This window comes from Bradyrhizobium lablabi, from assembly GCF_001440475.1.
In the GTDB taxonomy this organism is placed as follows: domain Bacteria; phylum Pseudomonadota; class Alphaproteobacteria; order Rhizobiales; family Xanthobacteraceae; genus Bradyrhizobium; species Bradyrhizobium lablabi.
This window is the reverse complement of the sequence record NZ_LLYB01000123.1, coordinates 40,266-55,039: the sequence shown is the minus strand read 5'-3', so window position 1 is coordinate 55,039 and position 14,774 is coordinate 40,266. Positions and strand designations below refer to the sequence as shown.

Below are 14,774 nucleotides of genomic sequence, written 5' to 3'. Positions count from 1 at the left end.
TCCGGCCGGTTACGGGGCTCGAACTATGCGCCCGAGAGACCATGTCCCTGCTCGTCAAAATTTGCGGCCTGTCCACGCGCGAGACGCTCGAGGTAGCGCTCTCGGCGGGCGCCGACATGGTGGGCTTCGTGTTCTTTCCGCCGTCGCCGCGCCATCTCGGCCTCGAGGTCGCGCGCGAACTCGGTAAGCAGGCCAAGGGCCGCGCGACCAAGGTGGCGCTGACGGTCGATGCCGACGATGCGACGCTGGAAAACGTCATCGAGACGTTGCGGCCGGATCTCCTGCAGCTACACGGCAAGGAAACCATCGCGCGGGTGCGCGACATCAAGGCGAAGTTTTCCCTTCCGGTGATGAAGGTGGTTGCGGTCGAGACCTCAACCGATCTCGCGGCGCTGCCGGGCTATGCCAGTGTGGCCGATCGCATCCTGTTCGATGCCCGTGCGCCGAAGGGCGCTACTCGCCCCGGCGGGCTGGGCGCGGTGTTCGACTGGCACGTTCTGGAAAAGCTCGATCTCAAACTGCCGTTCATGGTCTCGGGCGGCCTTACCGCCGACAATGTGGCGGAGGCCATTCGCGTCACCCGCGCCGGCGGCGTCGATGTATCTTCCGGCGTTGAAAGCTCGCCCGGCGTCAAGGATCCCGAGCTGATCCGCAATTTCATTCGCGCCGCGCGCGCCAGCGAAGGACTGATGGTCCGATGAATCCCAAGCTACCCAATTCATTCCGCACCGGCCCCGACGAACGCGGGCATTTCGGTAATTTCGGCGGCCGCTTCGTCGCGGAAACGCTGATGCCGCTGATCCTCGACCTGGAAAAAGCCTATGCGGCGGCCAAGGCCGATCCGTCGTTCCAGACCGAGATGAACGGTTATCTCAAGGACTATGTCGGCCGGCCGTCGCCGCTCTATTTCGCCGAGCGGCTCACCGAACATCTCGGCGGCGCCAAGATTTATCTGAAGCGCGAAGAGCTGAACCATACCGGCTCGCACAAGGTCAACAACGTGCTCGGCCAGATCATGGTCGCGCGACGCATGGGCAAGAAGCGCATCATCGCCGAGACCGGCGCCGGCCAGCATGGCGTCGCCACCGCGACGCTGTGCGCGCGCTTCGGCCTGGAATGCGTGGTCTATATGGGCGCGGTGGACGTCGCCCGTCAGGCGCCGAACGTGTTCCGCATGGAGATGCTGGGCGCCAAGGTCGTGCCGGTCCAGTCAGGCACGCGCACGCTGAAGGACGCCATGAACGAGGCGCTGCGCGACTGGGTCACCAACGTGCACAACACTTTCTACTGTATCGGCACGGTGGCGGGGCCGCATCCCTATCCGATGATGGTGCGCGACTTCCAGTCGGTGATCGGCGAGGAAACCCGCAAGCAGATGCAGGAGGCCGAAGGCCGGTTGCCGGATTCGCTGGTCGCCTGCATCGGCGGCGGCTCCAACGCGATGGGCCTGTTTCATCCCTTCCTCGACGATCCCTCGGTCGAAATTTTTGGCGTCGAAGCGGCGGGGCATGGGCTCACGCAACTCCATGCCGCCTCGATCGCCGGCGGCCGGGCCGGCGTGCTGCACGGCAACCGCACCTATCTGCTGATGGACGATGACGGCCAGATCCAGGATGCGCATTCGATCTCGGCGGGCCTTGACTATCCCGGCATCGGCCCGGAGCATTCGTGGCTGCACGAGACCGGCCGTGTCACGTATCTTTCCGCGACCGACGACGAAGCGCTTGCCGCCTTCATGCTGCTGTCGCGGCTGGAGGGCATTCCGCCCGCGCTGGAGTCGGCGCACGCGATCGCCAAGGTGACCGAGCTCGCGCCGAAGCGGCCGAAGGACCACCTGATGGTGGTCAATCTTTCCGGCCGCGGCGACAAGGATATTCCGCAGATCACGGAGATATTGAAAGGCAAGAAGCAGTGACTACCCGTATCGATGCACGCTTTGCCGAACTCGCAAAAGAAGGCCGCTCGGCTTTCGTCACCTTCCTGATGGCCGGCGATCCTGATCCGAAGACATCGCTCGACATCATCAAGGCGCTGCCCAAGGCCGGCGCCGATATCATCGAGATCGGCATGCCCTTCACCGATCCGATGGCGGACGGTCCGTCGATCCAGGCCGCGGGCCTGCGCGCTCTCAAAGGCGGTATGACCTTACGGAAGACGCTCGAGATGGTGCGCGGCTTCCGCAAGGAGGACGACACCACGCCGCTGGTGCTGATGGGCTATTACAATCCGATCTACATCTATGGCGTCGACAAGTTCCTCGCCGACGCCAAGAGCGCGGGCGTCGACGGCCTCATCATCGTCGACCTGCCGCCGGAGGAGGACGATGAGCTCTGCATTCCCGCGCTGAAGGCCGGGCTCAACTTCATCCGCCTCGCGACACCGACGACCGACGACAAGCGTCTGCCCGCGGTGCTCGCGAATACCTCCGGCTTCGTCTACTACGTCTCGATCACCGGTATTACCGGCGCTGCCGCGGCCGATTCGAAGGCCGTCGGCGATGCGGTCGCCCGTATCAAGCGTCACACCAAGCTCCCGGTGTGCGTGGGCTTTGGCATCCGCACGCCGCAGGCGGCGCGCGCGATTGCCGAGAAGGCCAATGGCGCCGTGGTCGGCACGGCCCTGGTCGATGCGTTGCGAGACAGCCTCGATACCCAGGGGCAGGCGACCAGCAAGACGGTAGCCGCGGTCGCCGATCTGGTGGCGTCGCTGGCGCAGGGCGTCCGGGGCGCGAAGCAGGCTGCGGAATAAGCCACAATTTGCGTGGAAATAGACGTTAACGGCGGCTTGCCTGCCTTCGGGCGGGCGGCCATATATCTCATCTGATGCGTTCAACCGCATTTCGGAGCGAACCATGAATTGGCTCACCAACGTCGTCAGGCCAAAAATCCGCAACATCCTGCGCCGCGAGACGCCGGAGAATCTGTGGATCAAGTGCCCGGATTCCGGGCAGCTCGTGTTCTACAAGGACGTCGAGGCCAACCAGTTCGTCATCCCCGGCTCGAACTATCACATGCGCATGGGCGCGGTGGCGCGGCTGAAGTCGATCTTCGACAACGAGACCTGGTACGACATCGCCCTGCCCGAGGTGACGGCCGATCCGCTGAAGTTTCGCGATGAGCGCAAATATGTCGACCGCATCAAGGATGCCCGCGCCAAGACCGGGCTGAACGACGCGATCAAGGTCGGCTACGGCAAGCTGGAAGGCGCCGGCGTCGTCATCGCGGTGCAGGATTTCGACTTCATGGGCGGCTCGCTCGGCATGGCCGCGGGCGAGGCGATCGTGCGCGGGCTCGAGCTTGCGCTCGAAAAGAAGTCGCCCTTCATCATGTTCGCGGCTAGCGGCGGCGCGCGCATGCAGGAAGGCATCCTGTCGCTGATGCAGATGCCGCGCACCACCGTCGGCGTGCAGATGCTGCGCGAGGCGAAGCTGCCCTACATCGTGGTGCTGACCAATCCGACCACCGGCGGCGTTACTGCGTCCTACGCCATGCTGGGAGACGTCCATATTGCCGAGCCGGGCGCGCTGATCGGCTTCGCCGGCGCGCGCGTGATCGAGCAGACCATCCGCGAGAAGCTGCCGGAAGGATTCCAGCGCGCCGAATATCTGCTCGACCATGGCATGATCGACCTGGTGGTGCATCGCCACGAGATGCGTCCGACGCTGGCGCGGCTGTGCCGGCTCTTGACCAAATCGCCGCCGCTCGAAACAGCCTCCAGGCCTTCGCCGCAGGTCACGGACCCCGCCCAGATCGTCTCGGCGCCGGAAGCTGTGCCGGCTGCGCCCCACGCGTGAGCCTGCCGGCCGCCAATCCTCAGCCGCTCGGTGAGTTGATCGCGCGGCTGTCTGCGCTGCATCCGAAGCGCATCGATCTCAGCCTCGATCGCATGCACCGCCTGCTGGCGCGGCTGGATCATCCCGAGCGGACGCTGCCGCCGGTGATCCATATCGCCGGCACCAATGGCAAGGGCTCTACCATCGCTTACCTGCGGGCGATCCTCGAAGCCGCAGGGATGCGTGTCCACGTCTACACCTCGCCCTATCTGGTGCGGATCAACGAATGCTATCGCATCGGCGAGAGCGGCGGTGGACGGCTTGCTGATGATGCCGAATTGCGCCGGGTGCTGGAGCATTGCGATCAGGTCAACGCGGGCGATCCGATCACCATTTTCGAGATGGAGACCGCGGCGGCGTTTTGCCTGTTCGCGGAACATGACGCCGATGTCGTGCTGCTGGAGACCGGTCTCGGCGGAAGGTTGGACGCCACCAACGTCATCGATCGGCCGGTCGCCGCCGTCATCACGCCGGTCAGCATGGACCACACCGAGTTTCTCGGTAATTCCCTGACCGCGATTGCCGGCGAGAAGGCTGCCATCATCAAGCGCGGCGCGCCGGTGATCTGCGCGGAGCAGGCGGCGGAGGCGATGTCGGTGATCGAGGCGCAGGCCAATCGCATGCGCGCGCCGCTTCATGCGGCAGGCCAGCAATGGCATGTCGGCGTCGAGCGCGGACGGCTGGTCTATCAGGACGAGCGCGGCCTGTTGGACCTTGCGGCGCCAAAACTGTTCGGGCGGCATCAGTTCGACAATGCCGGCCTTGCGATCGCAACCTTGCGCGCAATCGAGACGTTCAAGATCGGCATGCCGGCCTTCGAAGCCGGCATCGTTGGCGCCGAATGGCCCGCGCGCATGCAGCGGCTGGTCGCCGGCGCGCTGGTCGATCAGGGGCCGAAGGGCTGCGAGATCTGGCTCGATGGCGGACACAATGCTGAAGGCGGCCGCGTCGCCGCAGCCGCGCTCGGTGATCTCGAAGAGCGGGTATCGCGGCCGCTGGTGGTGATCGCAGGCATGATGGCGAACAAGGATGCGGGCGCGTTCCTCGCCAATTTCGCGGGTCTCACACGCCATATCATGGCGGTGCCGATTCCCGGTCGCGACAACGCGATGCCGCCGGACCGGCTGGCAGATGCGGCGCGCGCGCTCGGCATGCGCGTGGAAAATGCTGCAAGCGTTGAAGCGGCGCTGCACGCGCTGTCACGTCTCGCCTACGAAGTACCGCCGCGGATTCTGATTACCGGCTCGCTCTATCTCGCCGGACACGTGCTCGCGGTCAACGGCACGCCGCCGGGCTAGAAATTAAATGACCGCTGGAATTGCTTCCAGCGGCCGCCCGGGAAGAAATAATTGATTGTTTATGGAATTCGCCAGCCCCGGTGTTTGCAAAGACTAACCAACGTGTCTGAAAGCCGCGAGCAGGAACCTGAGTTCCGCAATAGGAAACAAGGATAATGTTGCAGGCTGGTTTCACCCAAATGAGGTAGGAGCCGTAGCGTCGTTGTTGCATTGTGAGACACGACTGGGGAGCTGTAATCAACATGCGTTTTGCCGCGATTGCCGACGTCCATGGAAATTATCTCGCGCTGGAAGCGGTCCTTGCCGACATACGAGCGCAGGGCATCGAGGAGATCGTCAATCTCGGCGACATGGCGAGCGGCCCGCTCGAAGCGCGGCGCACCATGGATGCATTGATGGCGCTCGATGCCGTTCACGTGCTCGGCAATCACGATCGCTGGCTGATCGACCGTCCGGTCGAGAAGATGGGTTCGTGGGACCGGCCCGCTTATGCGCAACTCGGCATCGACCATCTCGACTGGTTGCGCAAGGTGCCATCAACGCGGATATTTCGCGAGCAGGTGTTTCTCTGCCACGCGACGCCTGCCGACGATAATGTTTACTGGCTGGAGACCGTGACGCCTGACGGCTCGGTCAGGATGTCTCCGTTGAAGGCCATCGAAAAGGAAGCGGAGGGAATCTCGCAGTCGCTGATTCTGTGCGCACATACCCATATCGCGCGCGCGGTGCGGCTCGGCGACGGACGCCTGGTGGTCAATCCCGGCAGCGTCGGTAGTCCCGGCTTTTCCTACAACGTGCCGTTTCCGCACCGGATAGAGGCGGGCACGCCCGACGCCCGCTACGCGGTTCTCGAACTTGCATCGGGAAGCTGGCGCGTCACCTTCCGTCATGTGCCGTACGATAGCGATGCTATGGCGGCATTGGCTCGCCGCAACGGCGATCCTGAATTTGCATCCGCGCTGGCGACGGGATGGGTCCGCTAATCCCGTAGCCCGGGTGGAGCGAAGCGAAACGTGGGATAGCTTCTGCCGCCTGCAACAAGGCCCCGGGTTACGCTACGCTCCACCCGGGCTACGAGATCATTGGCTGCAAAACAAAACGGCCGGCAATTCGCCGGCCGTTGTCGGAAAAATTCTAAAAAAGCGTCGATCAGACCGCCGCGGTGATCCACTGCTGCAGCTTGGCCTTCGGCGCGGCGCCGACCTGGCGGGAGGCCATCTCGCCGCCCTTGAAGATCATCAGGGTCGGGATCGACATCACGCCGTATTTCGAGGCCGTCTTCGGGCTCTCGTCGACGTTCAGCTTCACGATCTTGACCTTGTCGCCCATCGCGCCGGAAATCTCGTCGAGGGCAGGGGCGATCATGCGGCAGGGGCCGCACCATTCGGCCCAGAAGTCGACGACCACCGGCCCGGTCGCCTTGAGCACTTCGGCTTCGAAATCGGCGTCAGAAACCTTGCCAACGGCCATCGGAATTACCTCGTTCGGTTAGAAATTAAGGGGCGCGGTCAAGAATCGCGCCCTGGGATGATGTGGCAAACCTATGAACGCGATCCTGCCGGGTCAAGCGCGGTCACGCCGAGATGATGGATGCCAGCTCGGCCTCCAGCGCGGGGGCCGAAATCTCCATTAATTCAGAGGTTTCGGTCCAGAGTAGCGCGGCCCGCACCGGGAGCTGGGGATAAAGCTTGCTGAGCACCGCCCGGTACAGCGCAAGCTGGCGGACGTAGCCCCGCGGGGCCTCCTCGGGCCGGCTCGGCGGGGTATGGTTGGTCTTGAAATCGACGATCAGGACCTCGCTTTCGGTCACCACGAGGCGGTCGATCTGTCCGGACACCAGGGCCGGACGCCCGCCCGGCCGCTCCAGCCGCCCGACGATCGAGACCTCGGCCCGGCTGCCAGGGGCAAACACGGGCGCAAAGCGCGCCTCTGCGATCAGGGCCAGCGTGCTTTCGGCGAGCCGCTGCCGTTCCTCCGCGGTCCAGCCGTCGGCGTTGCGGGCCAGATAGGTCAGCGCGGCCTCGCGCCGGCGCTCGACGGCGATTTCGGGCAGGGACTGCAGGAGCCGGTGCACCAGCGTGCCGCGCCGCAGGGCGCGGGCGCGCTGCATAAGCGATTCGGCAGTCCGCACCGGTTGATGCCCGCTGTCCGCGGGGTCGGACGGGCGCAGCAGGCTTTCCGGCGAGATTTCGGGCTGTGCCGGGGTCAGCAGCCAGCTCGGCAGAACGATCGGCGCCACCGGGGAGGGCGCAGCAGCCGGAGTGGCCGATGGTGCGGTCTCCTCCGCCCGCGCATAGCGCTTCACCCGCCCCGCGGCCGTTTCGATCTCCTGAAGCTGCAGTCCGGAACCGTCGAGCCCCTTGGTGATCAGATCGTACCAGGACAGCGGCCGGACACTCTTCATGTTGCCGGGCATGCAGCCGCCGACGACCAGGCGGTCCGCCGCGCGCGTCATCGCGACATAGAGCAGGCGGCGGTATTCATCCTCGGTGTCGCCGATCATTGCCGCGCGGGCGGTGGCGACGGCCGGGGGATCCTCGGCCTTGCGGCCGGCCCAGACCACGACACCGGGCGCATGCGGGTCGGCATTGCCGACCGGCAGATTGATCAGTTTCAGCCGCTGCGTATCCGAGGGCGAGGTCGTGGTATCAACCAGGAACACGACGGAAGCCTCAAGACCCTTGGCGCCGTGCACCGTCATGACGCGGACCTCGTCGCGCGAAATCTCCATGTCGCGCTTCACTTCGAGATCGGCGGTGCGCAGCCAGGCCATAAAGCCCTGCAGCGAGGCCGGCGCCTTGCGTTCGTAATTCAGCGCCAGCTCCAGGAACTCATCGAGTGCGTCGTTGGCCTCGTGTCCGAGCCGCCGCAGGATTCGCGCGCGGCCGCCGTCGCCGCCGAGCAGCCAGGCATAGAACGCAAACGGCGTTTCACTGGCAACGCGGCGCTCGCATTGTTCGAGCCGCCAGAGCGCGTCCCTCAGCCGGGCGTCCGTTGGGGCACGCGCGGTCAATGCGGCGCGTAAGGAGGAGCCTTTGCGATCGAAGGCAATCTTGAACAGGTCGTCGTCGTCGAGCCCGAACAGCGGGCTCTTCAATGCTACCGCCAGCGCCAGATCGTCCTGCGGCAGCAGCAGCGCATCGGCGAGGTTCATCAGATCGATGATCGCGATGTGCTCGGTCAGCTTGAGGCGGTCGGCGCCCGCGACCGGGATGCCGGCGTGCTTCAGCGCCTGGATCACGGCGTCGAATGCGTTGCCGCGCCGGCGCACCAGCACCAGCATGTCGCCATAGCACAGCGGCCGGCGGTCGCCCTTGCTGCCGGTCATGGCGCCGCTTGCCACCAGCGTCTTGATCTCGGCCTGAATGCGCCGGGCCAGCTTCACCTCGGGGCTGGTCGCCGAGACGCCGTCGAACGGCGCGCGCCAGCCTTCAATGTCCTGCCGGTCATCGGCCTCCGCAAGCTCCCAGAGATCGATCTGGCTCGGCCCGGCATCGGCCAGCGCGTGATGAATTGGATTGCCGATATCGACCGCATGAATGCTGCGAAAGATGTGCTGCTCGCGAAACACCTGGTCGACCGCATGCAGGATCGCCGGCCCCGAGCGGAACGAATAGGTAAAGGACACCGGATCGAACTTCAGCCCGGCGCCCTCGAACTTCCGCTGGAGTGCCCGCCGGCGCAGGTCGAATTCGCGCGGGGCCGCGCCCTGGAACGAAAAGATCGACTGCTTCTCGTCGCCGACTGCGAACACCGTTCGCACCACGCCATCGCGGGCGCCCGCTCCGGAAGTGAATTCGGAGATGATGTGCGCCACGATGTCCCATTGCCGCGGGCTCGTATCCTGCGCTTCGTCGATCAGCACGTGATCGACGCCGCGGTCGAGCTTGTAGTGCACCCAGCCCGAGGCGACGCGGTCGAGCATGGCGAGCGTCTTGTCGATCAGGTCGTCATAGTCGAGCAGGCCGCGCTCCTGCTTCTCGCGGCGGTAATTCGCCGCCGCCGCGGTCGCGATATAGAGCAAGGCCTCGGTGCGGTCGCGCGCCACCACCGCGCGGCGGCGTTCGATCAGCGGACCGAGGCGACGGGCTTCCGATTCGAACAGACGCCCAACCGCAGGATTGTCCCGCGCAAAATTCTTCGTCACCACCGATTTGCGCGGCGTGCGATCGGCGTCGGTGAGGAACACGCAGAGATATTCTTCCACCTGGGCTGCGCCGGAAAACATCAACGCTGCGCGAAGCTGGGCGGCCTGGCCCTGATCGGTCTTGCTCCCGCAATCCAGAGCAGACGCGACTTCCGGCCAGAGCGATCGCGGCAGGTTCGGCCCGTCCAATATCTCGCGCTCGACATCCTCGATGCGATCGTCGGGCTTAACACCGAGCGCCGTCGAAATCTGCGCGGCCGCCGCCTGCGCGCTGCCGGCGGCGTCCGTCCAGGCCATGAAGTAGTCGCGGCTGAGACAGGCCTCGCGCACGACGTCCTTGAAGGTGACGTCGGCGGAGCTTGCCATCGCCGTCATCAGTGCGCGCCCGGTGGCGCTGTCGGGATTGCGCGACGCTTCGAGGAAAACCGCGAGATTGGCGCGCTCCATCATCTCGTTCTGGTCGCGCTCGTCGAGCACGGCAAAGCGCGCCGGCACGTTGGCCTCGAACGGGAATTGCTGCAGCAGCCGGGTGCACAGCGCGTGAATGGTCTGTACCTTCAGCCCGCCCGGCGTCTCCAGCGCGCAGGCGAACAATTTGCGCGCCGACTTCCGCAGGCGTGCGCCGGGATGGGCGATGCCTGCTTCGCGGATCGCGGCATCCAGCGCGTCGTCGTCGAGCGTCACCCAATGGCCCAGCGTAGTGAACACGCGCTCGGCCATGTTGGCGGCGGCGGCTTTGGTAAAGGTGATGCAAAGAATCTTTTCCGGCGCCACGCCGTCGAGCAGTAGCCGGATCACCCGCTGCACCAGCACGTGCGTCTTGCCCGAGCCCGCATTCGCCGAAACGAAAGCGGAAGCCGCCGGATCGGATGCGCGCGCCTGGGTAGCGCGAACCGCGTCGGGAATGGTGCGCCGCGCCTTCACCATTCCTCGATCCCCAGGCCGCCGGCCGCGGACCATTCCTTGATCCGCGCGAGATCGTCATAGGCGCCGTAGCGGTTCGACCACATCGACAGGTTCAGCGAGGTGTAGGCGGTCTCCACGTTCTCGAATTTGCGGATCAGCGCCTCAAGTTGCTCGCGGGCGTAGTCAGCCGCCTCGTCCGGCCGCTGCGGCGTGTCATTGTTCCTGATCTTCAGCTCCAGCGAACGCTGCTCGCCGGGCGGATTGTTGCCGCTGAGCCTGACATAGACGAGTTCGCCGACGGAGGAGCCGGCGTGGATATTCTCGAAGCCGCCTTCGCGCAGGATGGCGGCCTCCAGCGTCAGTTGCGGCGACAGGCCCATTCGCACCTGCTTGCCGGTCGGCGGCTGGCCGGTCTTGTAGTCGAGGATCGCGAAGGTGCCGTCATGGCGCTGCTCGATCCGGTCGGCGCGCGCGGAAAGCGTGAAGATGCGTTCGTTGTCGAGCGGGATCTTGATCTCGCCTTTGATCTCGGCGGCAATTTTTTCGATGTCCCCGCGCCGCGCCTCTTCCCAATCCGCAAACCAGTTGGCGATGCGCTGAAACCGCGGCCACCACAGCGCCCGCGCCTCGGGTCGCTCCATCAATGGCGCGAAAAATTTCTCGCCGATGCCGCGCAGCACCAGCGCAGGCTGCGGGGGAAGAGCGTCGGCAAATTTTTGCGTGAATTCACCGAGTGCGTCATGGATAGCCGAGCCGCGATCGGCCGCCGACAACGGCATGTCGACGGGATCGAGCGGATCGAGCCGCAAAATATATTTCGCGTAGATCGTATAGGGATCGCGCAGCCAGTCTTCGATCGCCGTGACCGACAGTTTTGTCGGCCGCGTCGCGACCGGCGGCGTCGGTGCGGGCTGCGCGATTGGTTCGACCGCGTCGGGTTGATCCAGCTCAGCGGCGAAGCGGACGTAGTTTTCGCCGGCGCTTTTGGCCTCGTCCCAGCGCGCTTCGCCGGCCACCGCCTCCAGCCGATGCAGGAAGCGCGAGGCAACCGCCGGCGCACCGCCGACCTTGGCCGAATGGGTCAGGATCACATCATCCGTTCCCAACAATTGCGCGAAGTCATGCGCGGAGAGGCCGATGCGCCGCTCCGGCAGATCGAGGCCGAGTTCGTGGCGCATCGGTCGGCTCAGCCACGGATCGACCCGCGGCGCCGGCGGCCATACGCCTTCGACGAGACCGCCGAGAATGACGCGGTCGGATTCGGTCAGCCGCGCTTCGAGCTGGCCATAGATCTGCAACTGCGCGTTAGCGGATTCCGGCCGCCGCACCATGCGGTCGGCATAGGCGGTCTGAAACACCTCGGGGTAATCGCCGAGCTGGACCATCAGGCCGCTCGGCTTCTGCTCGGCGAGCAGGTCATCGAACGCCGCCGACAGCGCCGAGCCCTGGGCTTCCTCGAAAGCAACGGCGACGCCGTTTTGATCCGACGACAACGCAATCAGGATCTCGCGATGGCGTGCCGCCAGTTCGGCGAAATCGTACGGTTTTGACGAGCCCATGGCTTCCAACGGCGCCAGCGCCTTCTGTAGCGCCGCGATCAGCGTTTGCGCCTGATCGAGTTCGTCATCCCGCAGTTTCGCGCGCAACTCGGCGGCGTGAAGCGAGGAGGTCTCCTTGCGCCGGAGCTTTCCGAGCTCGACGCGGAAACGATCGAAGTCGCGCGCAAGGCCGCTCGTTCCCGGTTGCGGCCGGGTGCCGCGCAGCAGCGCCAGTTCGAGGGTTTCGATGGCGTGCTTGAACGCACCGGATGCGCCGCCGAGCCGAAACAGCGGATGCTTCAACAGCGCGAGCAGCGTCGGCGGCTCCAGGCCCGTGGCGGCTTCCGCAGCAAGGCGAGCAAAAATGCCGCTCGGCGTATCCATCAGCGCGTCGCCGCCGGAATCGTCGAATGCGAGATTCCAGCGCCGCAGCGCCGCCATCACCCGCCGCGCCAGCGCGCGATCCGGCGTCACCAGCGCCGCCGATTTGTTCAGATGCCGCGCCTCGCGCATCGCCACCGCAATCGCCAGCGCTTCCATCTCCGAGCTGGGCGCTTCGACGACGGCAAGCCTGGTCATGCCGGCAGCGATCTTTTCCGAAACATCCGGCTGCGCCAGCCGGTCATGCCATTGCTCGGTTGCCGTCGAGGGGCGCATCGTCTCCGACATCAGGACTTCGCGGCCCTGCGGTGCCGGCGTGCCCAGGATTTCAACGTCGCTTCGTTTGATGCCGAAGCGATCCAGCAGACCCTGCATCGCGAATTGCGGATGGTTCGAGGAAGGCTGCGTGGTGAATTTGCCCTGCGCGTCCCTGACGCCGCCGATGGTCTGCCAGGCTTCCTCGTCGAGATCGGTGTCGAGCCCGGGCAGCACCACCGCGCCCAGCTTCAGGCCGGCGACGGCATGGAGGAATTTCGCGGTCGCCGGCATCGAGCCGGTCGAGCCGGCCGCCACCACCGGTCCCTCATGATGCGCGGTCAGGCGCGCGGCTTCCGCCTCGATCAGGCGGTCGCGCCGTTCGGCGGGTTCGATGCGGCCGATTTCCTTCAGGTGCTCCGGCCATGCCTTGCGCGCGATGCGCAGGAATTCGAGCGAATGCTGCCAGTATTTGTCGAACTGGTCGGGCACCAGCCTGTCGAGGGCTTCCCAGGCAACGCCGCGCGTCACCATGTCGTCCATCAGCCGCGCCAGGTCGCCGGCGAGCGCCAGTGTGGAGGCCGGACCGCCGACCACGAGCGGCGCCGATACCGGGCTCTTTGCCCATGCCGCCACCAGATGCGCCAGCGTCAGCCGCCGTTCCAGCTCGCCGAGCCGTGGCGGAATGTCGAGCGGGGCCGTGCCGCTGAATTGCTCTGAGCCTTGCGAAAACGCCAGCTCATCCTCGTCGATGTCGCCAAGCGCCACGATGCGCGGCAGGATCGCAGCGTCGGTCTTCAGCTCATCGAGAAAGATTTCCCGCGCCAGCCGCCCGGCGCGCCGCGTCGGCAGATAGAGCGTCGCGCGCGCGAGATTGAGCGGATCCTTGCGCGCCTCGAATCCCTCGACCAGCCGGCCGTCAACCAGCGCCGCGATGACGGTGCGCAGGAGAGGTACGGAGACGGGAACGCTGAAAACGCGCATGGGCTGCCTGATTCGAGATCAGGCGCCAATATAGGGAGGTAAGGGTGGAAGGTCATGGGTGGGCGCGGATAACCCCCGCTACTCACCGGTGTCAGCCGCCCTGCATAACTGTCGTCACCCGCGAAAGCGGGGTGATCCAGTATCCCAGAGACAGTAGTGGTCGAATCGAGGGACCGCGGCGTACTGGGTGCCCCGCCTTCGCGGGGCATGACGGCTGTGGAATTACGCCACGCTTTCCAGAAACGCCTCTTCCGCTGCCTGCACCGCGTCGGGGGTTCCGACGTGCATCCAGACGCCGTCGAGCCGCAGCCCAAACAGCCGCTCCTGCTCGTTGGCGCGGTCGAACATTTTGGTCAAAGAGAATTCACCCGCGGGCGCGTCGGCAAACAGCGACGGCGACATGATCGCGGCGCCCGCATAGACGAACGGCACCACCTGGTGCTCGCGCCGCTTGCGCAGCGCGCCGTCGGGCAGCATGGCGTAATCGCCGCGGCCGGCATAGCCGATGCTGCTGGTGGTCGGCGCCATCAACAGCAGGATGTCCATCCGCGCGGGATCGAAGGTTTCGGCGAGCCGCTCCAGGTTGGGCCGCACGCCGTCGATCCACATCGTGTCAGCGTTGAGGTGGAAGAACGGCTCCGTGCCGAGCAGGGGCAGCGCCTTCACGACCGCGCCGCCGGTGCCGAGCACCTCGTCGCGTTCGTCGGAAATGATGATGCGGGGCCGCTTGCGGCTTGCGGTGTGCTGGATGATCTGGTCGGGCAGGTAGTGCACGTTGACCACGGCCTCGGCGACGCCGGCACCGGCGAGCTTGTCTAGCACGTGATCGAGCAGCGGCTGGCCGGCCACGCTCACCAGCGGTTTCGGCATGTGGTCGGTCAGCGGGCGCATGCGCAGGCCGAGACCGGCGGCAAGGACCATGGCTTTGGCGGGCGTAACGGACATTTTTGGAGTTTCTCGAACCATCAGATCACGCCGCGGATCATACCACGGCGATTCGCGCGAACCAGCGACCATGAGGCCTTAGTGGCCGCACATGACGACCGTACGACGGCCGCAGGCGCTATCCAAACTCAGGCTTCGGCGTCCTCGGTCCCGCGCTTGGCCGCCTTCTTTTTCTTGTCGCCCTGTTTCAGGAAATTGACGCCGATCTGGTCGCCATTGACCCAGGCCAGCTCGCAGCGCCGATAGGCCAGTCCGGTGGACGACAGCAGCAGGAAGAATTCCTTCAGATGAAGACCCTCGACCGAGCCTTCGACCGTCAGCTTGGCCCCGGTCTCGGAGACGTCTTCCATCACGCAATCGCGCCGCCAGGTGCCATCGATTCCCATCATGTGCGCCGCAAAGCCGCGCTCGAATACGACCCGATCTCCCCGGCGCCGCTCCGCCCCCGCCATGGCTGTCTTCCTGTTTCAAAAACCGGCTTACGCCAT

General features: G+C 65.4%; 10 protein-coding genes and 1 pseudogene. 6 read left to right on the top strand and 5 right to left on the bottom strand.

All coding sequences use genetic code 11. The features are described from left to right. Window positions 1-41: 41 nt before the first annotated feature. From CQ14_RS34120 to CQ14_RS34095, 6 genes are all read left to right on the top strand, one after another. Window positions 42-701: a phosphoribosylanthranilate isomerase gene (locus CQ14_RS34120; protein WP_057862156.1), complete on the top strand. Its 660-nt coding sequence runs from the start codon at window positions 42-44 to the stop codon at window positions 699-701. Then, entirely contained in the window at window positions 698-1,915 is a 1,218-nt protein-coding gene (gene trpB / locus CQ14_RS34115; RefSeq protein WP_057862155.1) for a tryptophan synthase subunit beta, read from the top strand. Before CQ14_RS34120 ends, trpB begins: the two co-directional genes overlap by 4 nt. Then, the gene (trpA, locus tag CQ14_RS34110; protein ID WP_057862154.1) at window positions 1,912-2,748 is read left to right on the top strand and encodes a tryptophan synthase subunit alpha; all 837 of its coding nucleotides are present in this window, start codon (window positions 1,912-1,914) and stop codon (window positions 2,746-2,748) included. Before trpB ends, trpA begins: the two co-directional genes overlap by 4 nt. A gap of 103 nt (window positions 2,749-2,851) precedes the next feature. After that, window positions 2,852-3,793 carry an acetyl-CoA carboxylase, carboxyltransferase subunit beta gene (gene accD / locus CQ14_RS34105; protein WP_057862153.1) on the top strand — a complete coding sequence of 314 codons (942 nt, stop codon included), beginning with the start codon at window positions 2,852-2,854 and terminating at the stop codon, window positions 3,791-3,793. After that, the gene (locus CQ14_RS34100) at window positions 3,790-5,130 is read left to right on the top strand and encodes a bifunctional folylpolyglutamate synthase/dihydrofolate synthase (protein WP_057862152.1); all 1,341 of its coding nucleotides are present in this window, start codon (window positions 3,790-3,792) and stop codon (window positions 5,128-5,130) included. Before accD ends, CQ14_RS34100 begins: the two co-directional genes overlap by 4 nt. A 242-nt stretch (window positions 5,131-5,372) precedes the next feature. Beyond that, window positions 5,373-6,113, top strand: a complete 741-nt coding sequence (locus tag CQ14_RS34095; RefSeq protein WP_057862151.1) for a metallophosphoesterase family protein — start codon at window positions 5,373-5,375, stop codon at window positions 6,111-6,113. A 166-nt stretch (window positions 6,114-6,279) separates the two neighbouring features. Here CQ14_RS34095 and trxA read toward each other — a convergent pair whose 3' ends face one another. From trxA to CQ14_RS34070, 5 genes and pseudogenes are all read right to left on the bottom strand, one after another. After that, on the bottom strand, window positions 6,280-6,600 hold the full coding sequence (gene trxA, locus CQ14_RS34090) for a thioredoxin (protein ID WP_016847387.1): 321 nt from the start codon (window positions 6,598-6,600) through the stop codon (window positions 6,280-6,282). A gap of 71 nt (window positions 6,601-6,671) precedes the next feature. Beyond that, a pseudogene (addA, locus tag CQ14_RS34085) lies at window positions 6,672-10,204 on the bottom strand (double-strand break repair helicase AddA). Next, the gene (addB, locus tag CQ14_RS34080; RefSeq protein ID WP_057862149.1) at window positions 10,198-13,341 is read right to left on the bottom strand and encodes a double-strand break repair protein AddB; all 3,144 of its coding nucleotides are present in this window, start codon (window positions 13,339-13,341) and stop codon (window positions 10,198-10,200) included. Before addB ends, addA begins: the two are co-directional and overlap by 7 nt. Before the next feature lie 222 nt (window positions 13,342-13,563). After that, window positions 13,564-14,286, bottom strand: coding sequence for a nucleotidyltransferase family protein (locus CQ14_RS34075; RefSeq protein WP_057862148.1), 723 nt, complete (start codon window positions 14,284-14,286; stop codon window positions 13,564-13,566). A gap of 128 nt (window positions 14,287-14,414) precedes the next feature. Then, window positions 14,415-14,738: a PilZ domain-containing protein gene (locus CQ14_RS34070; RefSeq protein WP_057837488.1), complete on the bottom strand. Its 324-nt coding sequence runs from the start codon at window positions 14,736-14,738 to the stop codon at window positions 14,415-14,417. Window positions 14,739-14,774: the final 36 nt, after the last annotated feature.